Source organism: Duganella callida, from assembly GCF_004614165.1.
Taxonomy (GTDB): domain Bacteria; phylum Pseudomonadota; class Gammaproteobacteria; order Burkholderiales; family Burkholderiaceae_D; genus Rugamonas; species Rugamonas callida.
Window position 1 is genome coordinate 114556 of sequence record NZ_SPVG01000072.1, and the last position, 17981, is coordinate 132536.

The 17981-nt window shown below is 69.0% G+C and carries 8 protein-coding genes; 3 read left to right on the forward strand and 5 right to left on the reverse strand.

The annotated features are described in order from the left end of the window. Window positions 1-42 precede the first annotated feature (42 nt). The 3 genes from E4L98_RS07500 to E4L98_RS07510 all read right to left on the reverse strand — a co-directional run bounded on the left by E4L98_RS07500 (window position 43) and on the right by E4L98_RS07510 (window position 1742). The gene (locus E4L98_RS07500; protein WP_135200936.1) at window positions 43-468 is read right to left on the reverse strand and encodes an organic hydroperoxide resistance protein; all 426 of its coding nucleotides are present in this window, start codon (window positions 466-468) and stop codon (window positions 43-45) included. Between the two features lie 215 nt (window positions 469-683). Further along, window positions 684-911 carry a hypothetical protein gene (locus tag E4L98_RS07505; RefSeq protein WP_135200937.1) on the reverse strand — a complete coding sequence of 76 codons (228 nt, stop codon included), beginning with the start codon at window positions 909-911 and terminating at the stop codon, window positions 684-686. A gap of 66 nt (window positions 912-977) precedes the next feature. After that, entirely contained in the window at window positions 978-1742 is a 765-nt protein-coding gene (locus E4L98_RS07510; RefSeq protein WP_135200938.1) for an SDR family oxidoreductase, read from the reverse strand. Window positions 1743-1865: 123 nt separating this feature from the next. Between E4L98_RS07510 and E4L98_RS07515 the strand changes: the two genes are divergently transcribed. Together E4L98_RS07515 and E4L98_RS07520 are read left to right on the forward strand one after the other, a co-directional pair. Next, a complete protein-coding gene (locus tag E4L98_RS07515) occupies window positions 1866-2762 on the forward strand; it encodes a LysR family transcriptional regulator (protein WP_229257298.1) in 897 nt (298 codons plus the stop codon). A gap of 176 nt (window positions 2763-2938) precedes the next feature. Beyond that, window positions 2939-5344, forward strand: a complete 2406-nt coding sequence (locus E4L98_RS07520) for a PepSY domain-containing protein (protein ID WP_135200939.1) — start codon at window positions 2939-2941, stop codon at window positions 5342-5344. Between the two features lie 34 nt (window positions 5345-5378). On the opposite strand, the gene E4L98_RS07525 is transcribed toward E4L98_RS07520, so the two are convergent. Together E4L98_RS07525 and gshA are read right to left on the reverse strand one after the other, a co-directional pair. Beyond that, a complete protein-coding gene (locus tag E4L98_RS07525; protein WP_135200940.1) occupies window positions 5379-6422 on the reverse strand; it encodes a histone deacetylase family protein in 1044 nt (347 codons plus the stop codon). Continuing rightward, the gene (gene gshA / locus E4L98_RS07530; RefSeq protein ID WP_135200941.1) at window positions 6422-8023 is read right to left on the reverse strand and encodes a glutamate--cysteine ligase; all 1602 of its coding nucleotides are present in this window, start codon (window positions 8021-8023) and stop codon (window positions 6422-6424) included. The genes E4L98_RS07525 and gshA overlap by 1 nt, the downstream gene beginning before the upstream one ends. A 267-nt stretch (window positions 8024-8290) precedes the next feature. Between gshA and E4L98_RS07535 the strand changes: the two genes are divergently transcribed. Then, window positions 8291-17981: Ig-like domain-containing protein (locus E4L98_RS07535; protein ID WP_229257303.1), on the forward strand; the 9691-nt coding region annotated here is incomplete at its 3' end.

Consider the following 17981-nt stretch of genomic DNA (forward strand, 5'->3'; position numbering starts at 1 on the left):
GCGCCTCTTGCGAGGGGCCGGCCGTTGTGGCGCCGAGGTCGATCAGACGATGGTCAGGGTCACGTCGATGTTGCCACGGGTGGCGTTCGAATATGGGCAGACGATGTGGGCGGCGGCGACCAGCTTTTCAGCGGTGGCGCGGTCCAGGCCCGGCAGCGAGATCTTGTGCTCCACCTGGATCGCGAAGCCGGTCGGCACAGGGCCGATGCCGACCGAGGTTTCGATCGAGGTGTCCGCCGGCACGGCGATCTTGTCGCGGCCACCGACGAATTTCATCGCGCCGATGAAGCAGGCGGCGTAGCCCGAAGCGAACAGCTGTTCCGGGTTGGTGCCTTCGCCGCCGGCGCCGCCCAGTTCTTTCGGGGTGCTCAGTTTGACGGTCAGGTGGCCGTCCGACGAAGCCGATTGGCCTTCGCGGCCGCCGGTGGTTTTAGCGTGAGCGGTGTACAGTACTTTTTCGAGCGACATGATGATTTCCTTTCAGTGTATGGAACCAATTAAGTTTAGTGAACTATTCAATCGCTTGCTATCTACCTTAGGGTATAACAGCTTGCTAATCTACTACAGTTTGCGCCGTTTGCAGCGCCGATGTGTTCACTATACATAGCACGCGATCTAATAGCAAGCTATATTTGCAAAAATTTGTAACTGCGCTGTTTCTGCTGGGCCGCGCCGGCGGACGATCATGCCAGCACGGCGTACGGGATCGGTTTGATGACCCGATACGCCTGCGCGCACTGGCGCCGGCAGGCGGGGGCAGTGGACAGCACACGCTGCATCACTGCGGCCGGCACACCGCGACAGGTCAGGTAGCGCCGCGCTTCCGCCACCCCCGCCACGTACATCAGCGACACGCCATACTGCACGTATTCGGACATCAATCGGTTTTGCCTGCGCTCTTCGATCTCCATGGCGACCTCCGTGGTGACACAACAGACGAACGTTGGGGCGCGGCCCGTTGTGGCCGCGCCGCCGGCTCAGGTGCGGTTGATCGACAGGCCGCCGTCGATCAGCGAAGCGGTACCGCTGACGAAGCTGGAATCGTCCGAGGCGAAGTACAGCACCGAGCGCGCCACTTCCTCCGGTGTCGCCACGCGTTTCAGCGCGTGCAGGCCGGTGACGAACGCGGTCTTCTCGGGCGTGTCGTTCATCTCGCGGTACATGTCGGTGTCCACCGCGCCTGGCAGGATGGCGTTGACGCGCACGTTCTGTGGGCCGTATTCGGCTGCCAGCGCCTGGGTCAGGCCGATCAGGCCGGACTTGCTGGCGGCGTAGGCGGCGACGCCGGGGAAGGCCGCGCTGTAACCGACGAAGGTGGAGGTGAAGATCAGCGAGCCGCCGCCGTGCTTGAGCATGGCGGGAATCTGGTATTTGGCGCCGAGGAAGGAGCCGGTCAGGTTGATGGCCAGCGTGTCGTTCCAGCCGGCTGCCGACACGCCGGTGCTGGGGCCGGCCTCGCCCAGCGTGCCGGCGTTGTTGAAGGCGATGTCCAGGCGGCCGTAGCGTTCTATGGCCAGGTCGGCCAGGGCCTGGGCGTAGTCTTCCGAGCGGACGTCGCCGGCCAGGCTGACGGCCTGGCCGCCGGCCGCTTCGATTTCCGCCACCAGGCTGGCCAATTCGTCGGCGCGGCGCGCGCCGAGCACCAGTTTGGCGCCTTCGGCGGCGAACAGTTTTGCGGTGGCGCGGCCGATGCCGGCGCTGGCGCCGGTGATCAGGGCGACTTTGTTGTTCAGACGGTTCATGGTGCAACTCCTGTAAGTGATGGTGAGTGATTGCCCTGGCGGGATGAAACCAGTATGGTTCAGGATGTCTGTCTGGATAAGTCACCAGATCCCGCATCAGGTTTTCGGAAAAGCCGAACAATCATGAAACTCGAAGGCATCAACACGTTTGTATTGGTGGCGGAAACCGGCTCGCTGAGCGAGGCGGCGCGCCGCCTGCGCGTGTCGCGCTCGGTGGTCAGCGAACGGCTGTCGGAGCTGGAGCGCTCGCTCGGCGCCAGCCTGCTGCAGCGCTCCACGCGCAAGGTCACCGTCACCGAGGATGGCGCCGCGTTCCTGGTGCGCGCGGCGCGCATCGTGCGCGAGGTGGCGGACGCCACGGCCGATCTGTCGGAGCGGCGCGGCACGCTGGCCGGGCCGCTGCGCATTTCGGCGCCGGTCACCTTCGGCCGCCTGCATCTGGGGCCGGCGCTGTACGGTTTCCTGGCCGCCTATCCCGACATCCAGATCACGCTGGACCTGAACGACCGCCGCGTCGACGCCTCGTCGGACGGCTTCGACGCCATCATCCGCCACGGCCCGCTCGCCGATGCCTACCTGGTGGCCTGGCAGCTGGCGGCCAGCCGCCGCGTGCTGGTGGCGGCGCCGTCGTATCTGGCGCAATACGGTACGCCCGCCACGCCGGCGCAGCTGGAGGGCCATCGCGGCATCTTTTACAGCAACCGCGGCGGCGCCGACTGGCGTTTCAGCCGCCAGGGACAGACCCATGTCGTGCAGGGGCGGCCGGTGCTGGTGCTGAACAACGGCGACATGATGCGCGATGCCGCCATCGCCGGCCTGGGCATCACGCTGCTGCCGATGTTCATCATCAGCGAGGCGCTCAAGTCGGGCGCGTTGCGGGTGGTCGAGGTCGGCATGGAGGCGGAGCAGGAATACCTGTACATCGCCCACGCCGACGGCCGCGATCCGCCGGCCAAGCTGCGCGCGCTGGCTGACTGGCTGCGCCAGGCCTTCGGCAGCCCGCCGTACTGGGAGCGCTGAGTTGTAATTGATAATGATTCCCATTACGTGTAAGATGCGGTGATGACCAGACCATCGCATGCCATGTTCGATCTGCCGCTTCCCCCCGGCCCCGCTGCTGCCGCCGCCTTTCCCGCATCGATGCGGGAGGGGACCGGTGCGCCGCGTCCGATGCAACCGGATGTGAAGGCCGCGTCGTGAAGAAGCTCTGGTTCCAGCTGCACTGGTTCGTCGGCATCACGGCCGGCACGGTCCTGATGGTGATCGGCCTGACCGGCGCCATCCTGGCGTTTCGCGAACAGATCCTGGACGCGCTGAATCCCGGCGTGCGCAACGTCGCGGTGCAGGATGCGCCGGTGCTGTCGCCGCAGCAGTTCGCCGTGGCGGCGCGCGCGCTCAAGCCCGAAGCGCGCGTCACCAGCATCATCCTGTACGACACGCCCGGTGCCAGCGCCCGCGTCGGCCTGGCGCCGCCGCCCGGCCAGCGCAAGGGCGAAACGATTTATCTCGATCCCTACACCGCCGCGCCGCTGCCGGCGCTGCGCGGCGACGAGTTCTTCGAATGGGTGGAGCAGCTGCACCGCTTCCTGCTGATGCCGCGCGATCAGGGCAAGATGTTTACCGGCGTGCTGGCGTTCTGCCTGCTGGGTCTGACCCTGACCGGGCTGTATCTGCGCTGGCCGCGCCGCCTGTGGGACTGGCGCACCTGGCTGACGTTCGACCCGCGCATGAAGGGGCGCTCCTTCCTGTGGGGCCTGCACTCGGTGGCGGGCACCTGGGTGATGCTGGTGTTCCTGGTGTTCACGCTGTCCGGCGTGTACTGGGCCTTCGACCCGATCCGCGACATGGCCGACGGCTGGATGGGCACACTGCGTCCGCCGCGCGCAGCGGCGCCGGCGAAACCCAATGCGCCCAAGGCCGCCAGGGCGGACAGGCCGAAGGATGAACCGGCCGATCTGACCGCGGCCTGGGACACCTTCCGGAAGAACGCGCCCGGCTGGCATATGGCCTTCCTGCGTCCGCCCGAGAAAGCCAGGCAGCCGATGCAGATCCTGTGGGTGGCCAGCGACGCGCCACACCTGCGTGCGCGCAGCAGCATGTCGATCGATCCGCAGAGCGGCGAACTGCTGAAGCATGAACTGTACGCCGACAAGCCGCTCGGCGCGCGCTTCCAGTCGGTGATCTATCCGCTGCACCTCGGCACTTATTACGGCATCGCCGGCCAGATCATCGTGTTCATCGCCGCGCTGGCGCTGCCGGGCTTCGGCATCACCGGCTGGATGCTGTACCTGAAGCGCCGCAGGCAGAAACGCAGCGCCCGCGCCGAGCGCGCGCAGTTCACCGCTGGCGCGCCGCCCGCCGCTGGCGCGGAGCCGGTCCTGATGGCCTACGCCAGCCAGACCGGCCAGGCCGAACGCGTGGCGCTGCAGAGCGCCGCCGCACTGCAGAAAGCCGGCGTGGCGGTGCACGTGCAGTCGCTGGAAGAACTGACGCCGCCGCTGTTGGGCCAGTACCGGCGCGCGCTGTTCGTCGCCAGCAGCTTCGGCGAAGGCGAGCCGCCGGACAGCGCACGCCGCTTCAGCCGCCTGCTGCAATCGGCCAGGGAGGAATTCCAGCATCTGCAGTACGCCGTGCTGGCGCTGGGCGACCGCAATTACAGCCAGTTCTGCGGCTTCGGCCACACGCTGGACCGGCGCCTGGCCTACATGGGCGCGCGGCCACTGCAGCCGGTGATCGAAGTCGACAACGGTGACGCCGGCGCCCTCGCGCGCTGGGGCAACGCGCTGCGCGGCCTGATGGGCGGCATGGCCGACGTGGCCGACGTCGCCCTCAACGCCGCCGCCGCCGACAGCGAATACGCCAGCTGGCAGCTGGCCGGGCGCAAGCTGCTGAATCCGGGCAGCGTCGGCCTGCCGCTGTATGAAATCACGCTGACCGGCGTCAGCGCCGACTGGCGCCCGGGCGCGCTGGTGGATATCTGGCCTGGCCACTACGACAGCGACGCGGCGCCGCGCCGTTACTCGCTGGCGTCGCTGCCGCAGGATGGCGTGATGCAGCTGATCGTGCGCCAGGTGCGCTGCGAACGCGGCCTGGGGCTAGCGTCAGGCTGGCTGACGGCGCGGGCGGCGATAGGCGACGAAGTGCGCGTGCGCCTGGTCGCCAATCCGGCATTCGATGCCGGCCCTGCTGACGCGCCGGCGATCTACATCGGCAACGGTTCCGGCATCGCCGGCCTGCGCGCGCACCTGCGCGCGCGCATGCAGCAGGGCGCGCAGCGCAACTGGCTGATCTTCGGCGAGCGCCAGCGCGAGCATGACGCCGTCTGCGCCGATGAAATCCGCGCATGGCATGCGCACGGCTATCTGCCCGAACTGGACCTGGTCTACTCGCGCGACGCCGACGGCGGCGGCTATGTCCAGGACCGCATGCGCGACAGGAGCGATGCCATCCGTGGCTGGATCGCCGGCGGCGCCGTGATCTACGTCTGCGGCAGCCTGCAAGGCATGGCCGGCGGCGTCGACGACGCGCTGGCCGCCATCCTCGGCCGCGAACAGCTGGCGCAGCTGGCGGAAGCGGGCCGCTACCGCCGCGACGTCTACTAAGATCGGGGTCAGAGCCGACATTCGGCCCCCGATTTTACAAGGCGGTTTCGAAGCCTTCGAGGACGTTGACGACGTTGACGCCCAGTTCTTTCACGGCATAGCCGCCCTCGAAAATAAAGGCGGTCGGCAGATTCAGCCAGGCCAGGCGTTCGCCGATTTTCAGGTAATCGCTGGTCTGCAGCGCAAAGCGCGACAGCGGATCGCCGGCAAAGGTGTCCACGCCCAGCGATACCACCAGCGCGTCGGGGGCGAAGCCGCCGATGCGGATGCAGGCCGTTTCCAGCGCCGCGAACCAGGCTGGCGTGCTGGCGCCGGCCGCCAGCGGCAGGTTGAGGTTGTAGCCGGCGCCGGCGCCTTCGCCGCGCTCGTCGGCATGGCCCAGGTAGAACGGGTATTCGTTGCGCGGGTCGGCGTGGATGGAGATGAACAGCACGTCGTCGCGGTTGTAGAAGATGCTCTGGGTGCCGTTGCCGTGGTGGTAGTCGATGTCGAGGATGGCGACCTTGCGCGCGCCGTCATCGAGCATGTGCTGCGCCGCCAGCGCGGCGTTGTTGAGGAAGCAGTAGCCGCCGAAGAAGTCCTTGCCCGCGTGGTGGCCCGGCGGCCGGCTCAGCACGAACGCGCCGCGCTCGCCCAGCCGCAGCGCATGCGCCGCGTTGACGGCGCAGTCGGCGCCGGTCTTGGCGGCGGTCCAGGTGCCGGCCGTCAGCGGCGTGCCGCTATCCATCGAATACAGGCCCATGCGCGCGCTGAAGTTGTCCGGCTCGATGTCGGCGCGCAGCGTGCGCACCGGCCATACGGACGGGAAGGCGTCGCGCTGCGCGTTGGCCGGGTCCAGCGCCACCCATTCGCTCCAGGCGTTGCGCAGGAAGTGCAGGTAGCGCGGCGTGTGGATGCGTTCCAGCGACATCAGCGGCACGCCGTGCGGGGTGACGATGCGGCCCAGGCCGCGCCGGCCCAGTTCCGCCAGCACCGAGTCGACGCGCTCCGGCTTTTCAAAGCAGGGCACCTGCTGGCCGCGGAAGAATTCGTGGCGGCCGCGGTGCTGCGCGTGCAGCTCGTTGTAGAAGGTGAGCATCAGTCACAGTCCAGGCGCGACTGGCACAGATTGCTGTTGCGGTAGGCCGCCACATAATCGTCGAAGTTGGTTTGCGGCGCGGCTTCCATCTCGGCCTGTTCGGCCAGCGAGACGGCGGCCAGGCCGTCGAAATACGCCGCCTCCTCGGCACTGGGCGGGTGGCTGCGGAAGTAGGCCGCGTGCTTTTCGCTCTGCGCCAGCGCGAAGGCGTTGAACGAGTTGCCGTGCGCGCGCAGCGCTTGCAGCACCTGGGCCGATGGCGTCAGCGACGGGTCCTGCAGCTTGCGCGCCTGTACCGCCAGCGCGTCTGCGTGGGCGCTGTCGCCGCGCAGCGTGTCCAGCAGTTCGGCGGCCGGGCGGATGCGCTCCAGCAGTTGCGCGCCCCACACGGTCAGCGGCACTTCGGCGCCGTCGTGGTTCAGGGTCAGGCCCGGACGGCGGCCTTCCTTGACGGTGCGCGCGAAGTTCTCGGTGTAGCGCGCGCTCTGTTCCGGCGTCACCGGCGGGCTGTCCTCGAGCGCGCAGAACAGCAGGAACGCGTCGAGCAGGCGGCCGGCCTGCTGGTTGATGCCGACCGGCTCGAACGGGTCGACGTCCATGCAGCGCACTTCGATGTACTGCACGCCGCGCGCGCACAGCGCCTGGATCGGCCGCTCGCCGGTCTGGATCACGCGCTTGGGGCGGATGGTCGAGTAGTACTCGTTCTCGATCTGCAGCACGTTGGTGTTCAGCTGTATCCATTCGCCGTCGCGCTTGGTGCCCAGCCTGGCATACGGCTGGTACGGCTGGTTGACCGCCTTGGTCAGCGCGGCGACATAGCTGTCGAGACAGTTTTCGTGCGGGCTCAGGCCCGATTGCGCATCGTTCTGGTAACCGAGGTCGCTCATGCGCAGGCTGGTCGCGTACGGCAGATACAGGGTGTCGGCCGACAGCGTCTCCAGCTTGTGCGCGCGGCCGCGCAGGAAGCCGGCCGACAGCACCGGCGAGGCGCCGAACAGGTACATCAGCAGCCAGCTGTAGCGGCGGAAGTTGCGGATGGTGGCCAGGTAGGCCTCCGACTGGTAGGCGCGCGCGCTCAGCTTCTTGCCGCCGTCTTCGTGCTCGGCCAGCACGCGCCACAGGCGTTCGTCCAGCGAGTAGTTGTAGTGGATGCCGGCGATGCACTGCATCGCCTTGCCGTAGCGCAGCGCCAGGCCGCGGCGGTACACGTGCTTGAGCGTGCCGAGGTTGGAGGTGCCGTACCAGGCGATCTCGATCTGGTCTTCCGGCGGCAGCTCGCATGGCATCGACTGGCTCCACAGCAGCTCGTCGCCCAGCTTGCTGTAGGCGTAGCGGTGGATGCCGTCGAGTTTGGCGATGGTGGCGCCGATGTCGGCTTCGGCCGGGGTGATGAATTCCAGCAGGGTTTCAGCGTAGTCGGTGGTGATCTGCGGATGGGTCAGCGCCGATCCCAGCGCCACCGGATGCGGCGTGTGCGCCAGGTGGCCGGCGCGATCGACGCGCAGGGTCTCCCGTTCAATGCCACGCAAGCCGCCAGCCAGCACGGCGCGGTGTTTTTCTTCGGCCAGCAAGGCCAGGCGTCGTGTCAAAAGAGTTGGCAATTTGAAATCCTTTCTGGTGCAGCAAATAAATTATTGGTGCTGAGAGTAACCGAAATTGGCCGAACTCGCCGGCGGGCGGCAAAAAGAGCATTTTAACAAAAGCGGCGCCGCCGCTTCGGTGCGGCAAACGACACGCGGCCGCCGACTTTTGCCACACCGGACGAAATGTTTGGCAAACAGGAAAATTTGGCGATCCAGTTGAGGCTGCTCATAATCGGACATCGGCGCATAAAGATGCGGAGAAGCAAGATGAGTAACCAAAACGGTATGTATCGTTCGGTATTATTCCTTGATGCTGGTGTGGCCGATGCCGCGGCACTGGCAGAGGGTGTTGCGGACGATGTGTTGGTCGTGAAACTGGTTTCATGGCGCAACGGCGTCGAGCAGATCGCCAGCGTGTTGCGCCAGTATCAGGACCTGGACAGCGTCCAGATCGTCTCGCACGGCGCCGCCGGCCAGATCCAGCTCGGCACCTCGGTGCTGGACCGCGCCCACCTGGCCGATTACCAGGAAGCGCTGCAGGAATGGGGCGCGGCGCTGCGCCCCGGCGGCGATCTGCTGCTGTATGGCTGCGATGTCGCGGCCGGCGACGCGGGCCAGGCCTTCATCGACGGCCTGGCGCAGGCCACCGGTGCCGATGTGGCCGCTTCGACCGATGCCACCGGCAGCAGCGCGCTGGGCGCCAACTGGGACCTGGAGCGCAGCACCGGCAGCATCGACAGCGCCGCCGTGCTGAGCGCCCAGGCCGAACAGGATTACGCCCACACGCTGAACCTGGCCAACAACGGCGCCAACGGCACCATCACCTTCAACACCAATGCCGACGTCACGCTGCTCAACGCCACCGGCCTCGGTCCGGCCGGCGTGGTCCACGTCGACAACATCCTGAACCTCGGCTTCGACCTGTACGCGCAAAGTTCGAACGGCGGCGGCGTCACGGTGGTCAACGCCAACGGCAACAGCCTGATCGGCCTGCCGCTGACCGACGACCGCCTGACCGTCAACGGTTCGCTGCTGTCGCCGGTCACCTATGTCGACCTGCGCGCCAACAGCGGCGTGTTCGACATGGTCAGCGTCAACCTCGGCAGCGGCAGCCTGGTCGGCAACCTGCTGGGCACCGTGATCTTCACCGTCTACGCGCTGGACGCCAACTACCAGCCGACCGGCGTCGGCGTTTCGCTGACCAGTCTGGTGGTCAACCAGTACGGCCTGCTGAACTTCGCCTCGATGGCCGACTTCAAGGGCATCTACGGCATCCGCATCGTCAACCCGTTGGGCTTCGAGGTGGCGATCGACGACCTGCAGGTGGCCAATGCGCGCGCCGCCAACACCATCACCTCGGCCGCCTACAACGCCGGCACCGGCGTGCTGAGCCTGAACGCCACCGGCATCCGCGCCGGCGACGCCATCGACCCGACCAAGTTGACCATCACCGGCGCCAACGGCGCCAGCTACACGCTGACCTCGCCGGTGGTGAGCGCCAGCAGCAGCACCGCCGCCAGCATCACGCTCAACGCGGCCGACAAGCTGGCCATCAACGGCCTGCTCAACAACAACGGTAGCGCCAGTGTCGACGGCACCAGTTTCAACGTGGCGGCCGCCGCCAACTGGGACAGCAATCTGAGCAACGGCGTCGACCTGAGCGGCAATCCCATCACGGTCAGCAACGTGCAACTGCCGACCATCAGCGCGGCCAGCTTCAATGCCGCCACCGGCGTGCTGACCGTCACCGGCAGCAACCTGGTGGGCGTGGTCGGCGCCGCCAACGACATCACGGTGGCCAAGCTGACGCTGAAAGGCGAGGGCGGCGCCACGCGCACCCTGACCACCAGCGGCAACGTGGAGGTGTTGAGTTCGACCTCGTTCGCCGTCACGCTGAGCGGCGCCGACGCCAGCGCGGTGGCGGCGCTGCTGAACAAGAACGGCGCCATCTCGGCCGGCGGCACCAGCTACGTGCTGTCGGCCGCCGACGACTGGAACAGCGCGATCGGCAACACCAACACGGCGGTCGGCGGCGTCAGCGTGGTGGTCAGCAATGCGGTCAACAGCGCGCCCACCATCACCGGCGCGGCCGCCGCCAATGTCAACGACAACGCCACCATCCAGCCGTTCGGCGGCGTCACCGTGGCCGACGTCAACGGCGACAACGTCAGCCTGACCATCAGCTTCAACGCCGCCAACGGCACGCTGAGCGGCGCCGGCCTGGCGGGCGGCAACGGCAGCTACACCCTGAGCGCCAGCTCGCCGGCGGCGCTGACGGCGCAGCTGAAGGCGCTGGTGTTCACGCCGACCGCCAACCAGGCCGCGGTCGGCGTCGGCGTCAACACCACCTTCACGCTGACCGCCACCGACAGCAACGGCGCCGCCAGCGCGGCCAACAGCGCCACCGTGATCACCGCCACCTCGGTCAACGATGCGCCGGTGCTGAGCGGCGTCGCGGCCGGCCAGAGCATGACGGCCGGCGGCACCCTGCGTCCGTTCGCCAGTGTCACGCTGAGCGATCCGGACGTGGGCGCCACCGTGATCGTGACGGTGACGCCGGACAGCGCGTCCAAGGGCGCGTTCACGGCCGCCTCGCTGGCGGCGTCCGGCTTCGTCACCACCGACGGCGGCGTCAGCTATACCATGGCGGCCTCGGCGCCGTCAGCCGCCCAGGCCGCGCTGCAGGCGCTGGTGTACAAGAGCACCACGGGGCTGAACGCCACCACCACCTTCACCGTCACCATGAACGACGGCAGCGTGATCGTCACCAACAATGCCACCACGGTGGTGTCGGCGGCGCCGAGCAGCACCACGGCGCTGACGGTGGCGTTCTCCCACGACAGCGGCATCAGCAACAGCGACCTGATCACCAACGTCGCCGGCCAGACCATTTCCGGCACGCTCAGCGGCAACCTGGCCGGCGGCGAATCGGTGCAGGTATCGCTGGACAATGGCGCCACCTGGACCAACGCCACGGCCAGCGTGGGCGCCAGCACCTGGTCGCTGGCCAATCAGACCCTGAGCGGCAGCGGCACGCTGCAGGTGCGCGTCACCAATCCGGGCGGCAGCAGCACCCCGCTCAGCGCCAGCTACGTGCTGGACACCACCGCGCCCACCACCACCAATGGCAGCGTGGCGTTCTCCGCCGACACCGGCGCCAGCGGCACCGACCTGATCACGAAGACGGCGGCGCAGACCATCAGCGGCACGCTGGGCGCCAATCTGGCGGCCGGCGAGCATGTGGAAGTCTCGCTCAACAATGGCGCCAGCTGGGCGGTGGCCAGCGCCACCGGCGCCAACAGCTGGCAACTGGCCGGCCAGACCCTCGCCGGCAGCAACACCCTGCAGGTGCGCGTGGTGGATGCGGCCGGCAACGCCGGTCCGGTCAGCAGTAACGCCTATGTGCTGGATACCGCCGCGCCGACCGCCGCGCTGAGCATCAACGTCACCGTGCTCGGCAACGGCCAGACGGTGCCGGTCACGGTCAGCTTCAGCGAGACGCCATACAACCTGTCGCTGGCCAGCTTCACCGGCGTCAACGGCACGGTCGGCAATCTGCAGGCCACCGCCGACCCGCGCGTGTATACCATCGATTTCACCCCGAACGGCGGCCTGGGCGGTCTGCTCGGCAGCGTGCAGCTGGCGGCCGGCGGCTACACCGACGCGGCCGGCAACAGCGGCCAGGCGGCCGGCTCGCTGGCGGTGTCGATCTCGCTGGGCCCGACGGTGCTGATCACCAGCGACAAGGCGGCCATGCACACGGGCGACACCGCCAACATCACCTTCACCTTCAGCGCGACGCCGGTCGGCTTCACCGCCAGCGATATCGTGGTCAGCGGCGGCACCCTCAGCGGCCTGGCCGCCACCGCCAACCCGGCGGTGTACACGGCGGTGTTCACGCCGGGCGCCAATGTCACGGCCAACGCCTCGATCACCGTCACCGGCGGCAGCTATACCGACGGCCTGGGCCTGACCGGCGCCACCGGCCTGTCGCCGCTGATCGCGGTCGACACCCGGGCGCCCACCCTGGCCATCACCAGCGATGTGGCGGCGGTCCACAGCGGCACCAGCGCCACCATTACATTCACCTTCAGCGAAGTGCCGGTCGGCTTCACCGCCAGCGACGTCACGGTCAGCAACGGCACGCTGAGCAATTTCAGCGCCACCCTGAATCCGCTGGTGTACACCGCCACCTTTACGCCCAACAACGGCGTGGCCAGCGGCGCGGCCGGCATCTCGGTCGCGGCCGGCGCCTACACCGACCTGGCCGGCAACAGCGGCGGCGCCGGCGCGCCGCCATCGATCAGCATCGACACGCTGGCGCCGAGCACCGTCACCACCGGCGTCAGCTTCTCCAACGACACCGGCGCCAGCAGCACCGACCTGGTCACGAAGACGGCGGCGCAGACCATCAGCGGCACGCTGGGCAGCGCGCTGCAAGCGGGCGAGGTGGTGCAGGTGTCGCTCGACAACGGCGTCACCTGGGCCAATGCCAGCGCCGCGACGGGCGCCAGCAGCTGGAGCCTGAGCGGCGTCACGCTGGCCGGCAGCAATACCTTGCAGGTGCGCGTCAATGACGCCGCCGGCAATCACGGCAACGTCTTCAGCACCGGCTATGTGCTGGACACCACCGCGCCGGGCGTGCAGGTCAGCTCCGACCTGGCGGCGCTGAATGCCGGCCAGGTGGCGCACCTGACCTTCGTCTTCAGCGAGGCGCCGTCCAACTTCGGCGCCGGCTCGATTGCCGTCACCGGCGGCGCCATCAGCAACCTGGTGGCCACCGCCAATCCGCTGGTGTACACCGCCGTGTTCACGCCGACCGCCGGCCAGAGCGCGCTCAGCGCCACGGTGCAGGTGCAGGCCAACGGCTACACCGACGTCGCCGGCAATGGCGGCGCCGCCAGCGCGCAGCTGCCGATCATCGTCAACACCACCCTACCGTCGATGCTGATCACCAGCGACCACCTGACGCTCAAGGGCGGCGAGACGGCCAACCTGACCTTCACCTTCAGCACGCCGCCGACCGGCTTCACGGCCGGCGACATCGCCGTCAGCAACGGCACCCTGAGCGGCTTCAGTGCCACCGTCAATCCGCTGGTCTACACCGCCGTGTTCACTCCCACCGCCGGGCTGGCGGCCGGCGCCGCCACCATCAGCGTCGCCGCCGGCAGCTACACGGATGCGTTCGGCAACAGCGGCAACGCCGCCGCCGGCCCCAATATCAGCATCGACACGGTGGCGCCGAGCGTGGCCATCACCAGCAGCGTCAGCGCGCTCAAGGCCGGCGAGACCGCGCTGATCACCTTCACCTTCAGCGAGGCGCCGACCGGCTTCACGGCCGCCGACGTCACGGTCAGCGGCGGCGCGCTGAGCGCACTGGCGGCCAGCGCCGATCCGCTGGTCTACACCGCCGTGTTCACGCCGACCGCCGGCATCCAGAACGTCTCGGCCAACATCAGTATCGCCGCCGGCGGCTTTACCGATGCCGCCGGCAATGCCAACGGCGGCGCGGCGACGCCGCCGCTGACCATCGATACCCAGGCGCCGACCGCGGTGGCCAACACCGTGGTGTTCTCGGCCGACACCGGCAGCAGCGCCACCGATCTGGTCACCAACACCGCCGCGCAGACCATCAGCGGCACCCTGGCCAGCCCGCTGGGCAATGGCGAATTCGTCGAAGTCTCGCTCGACAACGGCGCCAGCTGGACCAGTGCCGGCGGCGCCGGCAGCGCCTGGTCGCTGAGCGGGCAGACCCTGACCGCCAGCAATACGCTGCAGGTGCGCGTCAGCGACACCGCCGGCAACCACGGCACGGCGTTCTCGGTCAACTACGTGCTGGACAACACCGCGCCGACGGTCAGCATCGGCAGCAGCGCCAGCGCGCTCAAGGCCGGCCAGACCGCCGTCATCACCTTCACCTTCAGCGAGGCGCCGTCCGGTTTCGACCTCGGCGATCTGAACGCCAGCGGCGGCACCCTGAGCGGCCTGACCGCCACCGCCAATCCGCTGGTGTACACCGCCACCTTCACCCCCACCGCCAACCTGGACAATGGCAGCGGCGCGGTGACGCTGACGGCCGGCGGCTACACCGACAAGGCCGGCAACGCCGGCGGCGGCGCCAGCCTGCCGGCCTTCCCGGTCGACACCCAGGCACCGGCCACCACCGGCGCCAGCGTGGTGTTTTCCAGCGACAGCGGCGCCAGCGGCGACCTGGTGACCAATGCCGCCAGCCAGACCATCAGCGGCACGCTGAGCGCCAATCTGCAGAACGGCGAAACGGTGGAAGTCTCGCTCGACAACGGCAACACCTGGCTGACCGCCAGCGGCAGCGCCGGCACGCCCGGCTGGTCGCTGGCCAACCAGACCCTGAGCGCCGGCCCTGGCCACAATGTGCAGGTGCGCGTCAGCGATGCCGCCGGCAACCACGGCGCCGCCTTCAGCGCCGGCTACACCCTGGACCAAAGCGCGCCGGGCCTGGTCATCACCAGCAGCAAGCTGGTGCTCAACAGCGCCGATGCGCCACTGATCACCTTCACCTTCAGCGAAACGCCGGTCGGCTTCAGCGCGGCCAGCGTGACCGTGGCCGGCGGCACGCTGAGCGGCTTTGCCGCCACCGCCAATCCGCTGGTGTACACCGCCGTGTTCACGCCGACCGCGGGCCAGACCGCCGGCGTGGGCCTGATCTCGGTGGCGGCCGGCGCCTACACCGACCTGGCCGGCAACAACGGTCTGGCCGCGGCCGCGCCCAACCTGTCGTTGGCGACGGCGGCGCCCGGCGTGGCCATCCTCAGCGACGTCGCCGCGCTCAAGGCCGGCGACACCGCCAACATCACCTTCAAGTTCAGTTCGGCGCCGGTGGGCTTCACCGTGGGCGACGTCACGGTCGGCGGCGGCACGCTGAGCGGCTTCACCGCCACCGCCGATCCGCTGGTGTACACGGCGGTGTTCACGCCGGTCAGCGGCGTCAACAGCGCCAGCGGCGCGATCAGTATCGCCAACAACAGTTACACCGACATCCTGGGCAACCCGGGCGTGGGCGGCAGCATGACCGCCATCGCCATCGACACGCTGGCGCCGACCCTGAGCATCGCCAGCAGCGTCGCCGCCGTCAACGGCACCGGCACGGCGCTGATCACCTTCACCTTCAGCGAGGCGCCGGCGGCGTTCAGCCTGGGCGACATCAGCGCCAGCAACGGCACCCTGAGCAACCTGGTGCAGAGCGCCAACCCGCTGGTGTACACGGCGCTGTTCACGCCGGCCGCGAATGTGGCGGCGGCCAACGCGGTGATCAGCGTGGCGGCCGGCGCCTACGCCGACGCGGCCGGCAACGGCGGCGCGGCCGGCAGCTCGGCGCCGATCGCCGTCGACACCTTGCCGCCGGCGCTGGTCAACAGCACGGTGCTGTTCTCCAGCGACACCGGCAGCAGCAGCACCGACCTGATCACGCGCAGCGCGGCCCAGACCATCGCTGGCACGCTGGCCGGCGGCACCCTTGCCGCGGGCGATCGGGTCGAGGTGTCGCTAGACAACGGCGCCAGCTGGCAGATCGCCAACGCGCCGGTGGGCGGCGCCACCTGGTCGCTGAGCAACCAGACGCTGACCGGCTCCAACACCCTGCAGGTGCGCGTGACCGACCTGGCCGGCAACCACGGCGCCGTCAGTTCCTCTGCCTATGTGCTGGACACCACGGCGCCGACGGTGGCCATCAGCAGTAGCGCGGCCACGCTGCGCGCCGGCCAGAGCGCCACCATCAGCTTCACCTTCAGCGAAGCGCCGGCCGGTTTCACGCTCAGCGACCTGATCGCCACCGGCGGCACGCTCAGCAACTTCAGCGCCACCGCCAACCCGCTGGTGTACACCGTGCAGCTGACGCCGACGCCGGCGTACAACGGCAATGCCAGCGTCACGCTCGGCAACAACCTGTACAACGACGTGGCCGGCAACAGCGGCAGCGGCGCCACCTCGCCGGCGATCGTCATCGACACCCAGCCGCCGACGCTGGTCATCACCAGCAGCAGCAGCTCGCTGAAGGCCGGCGACAGCGCCACCATCATCTTCACCTTCAGCGATGCCCAGGCCGGCTTCAGCCTGGGCGACATCACCGCCAGCAATGGCACCCTGAGCGGCCTGAGCGCCACCGCCAATCCGCTGGTGTACACCGCCACCTTCACGCCCACGGCCGGCCTGGCCGGCGGCAACGCGGTGATCAGTGTGGCGTCCGGCCTGTACGCCGACGCCGCCGGCAACCTCGGCGGCGCCGCCAGCAGCGCGCCGATCGCGGTCGACACGCTGGCGCCGACCAGCAGCGGCGCCAGCGTGGCGTTCTCGGCCGATAACGGGGTCAGCGGCAGCGACCTGATCACCAACGCGCCGACGCAGATCCTCACCGGCACCCTGAGCGCGCCGCTGCAGGCCGGCGAAACCGTGCAGGTCTCGCTCGACAACGGCGTCACCTGGCTCAACGCGGTGTCCACCGGGCCGGGCATGTGGGCGCTGATGCCGCAGACGCTGAGCGGCAGCGGCACGCTGCAGGTGCGCGTCAGCGACGCCGCCGGCAACAGCGGCCCGGCGTTCGCGTCGGCCTACGTGCTGGACCAGACCGCGCCGGGCATGACCATCAGCAGCAGCGCCAGCACGCTCAAGGCCGGCGAGGCGGCGACGCTGACGTTTACCTTCAGCGAAGCGCCGGCCGGCTTCAGCGTGGCCGACCTGGTGGCCGTCAACGGCACCCTGAGCGGCTTTGCCGCCACCGCCAATCCGCTGGTGTACACCGTGGTGCTGACGCCCACCGCCGGTCTGAGCGGCAGCGCCGGCGTGACGCTGGCGCCGGGCCTGTACACCGACGCGGCCGGCAACGCCGGCGGCGCCGCGGCCTCGCCGCTGATCACGGTCGACACCGCGCCGCCGACGCTGGCCATCACCAGCAGCGCCGCCAGCCTGCGCATCGGCGAATCGGCGGTGATCACCTTCACCTTCAGCGAGGCGCCGGTCGGCTTCACGGCCGCCGACATCGCCGTGGCCGGCGGCACCCTGAGCGGCTTCGGCCTGACCGCCAACCCGCTGGTGTACACCGCGCTGTTCACGCCGACGCCGGGCGTGGCCAGCGGCAACGGCACCATCACCGTGGCCGGCGGCAGCTTCCTCGACGGCGCCGGCAATCCGGGCGTGGCCTCGGCGGTGCCGCCGACCAGCGGCAGCAGCACGGTGGTGTTCAGCGGCGATAGCGGCATCAGCAACAGCGACCTGATCACGAACAACCCGCTGCAGACCATCAGCGGCACGCTGGACAACGTGCCGCAAAGCGGCGAGACGGTGGAAGTTTCGCTCGACAACGGCGCCAGCTGGGTGCCGGCGCAACTGGCCGCCGGCAGCGGCAACTGGAGCCTGCCGGCCGCCATCCTCACCGGCAGCGGCGCGCTGCAGATCCGCGTCACCGACGGCGCCGGCAACCACGGCGCCGCCACGGTGGTGCCCTACACCATCGACCTGACCGCGCCGGGCGTGAGCATCGGCGCCAGCACCAGCGTGATGAAGGCCGGCGACAGCGCCACCCTGAGCTTCACCTTCACCGAGGTGCCGCAGGGCTTCAGCGCGGCCGACCTGACGGTCACCGGCGGCGCGCTCAGCGGCCTGGCCGCCACCGCCAACCCGCTGGTGTACACCGCCACCTTCACCCCGGCGGCCGGCTACAACGGCACCGCCAGCGTCACGCTGAATGCCGGCAGCTATACCGACATCGCCGGCAACGCCGGCCAGGGCGGCGCCGGCGCCGCCATCACGGTCGATGCGCAGCCGCCCACGCTGACCATCAGCAGCAACGCCGCCACGCTGAAGGCCGGCGAGACGGCGCAGATCACCTTCACCTTCAGCGAGGCGCCGGTCGGTTTCGCCGCCGGCGACGTCAGCGCCAGCGGCGGCATCCTGAGCGGCTTTGCCGCCACCGCCAATCCGCTGGTGTACACCGCCGTGTTCACGC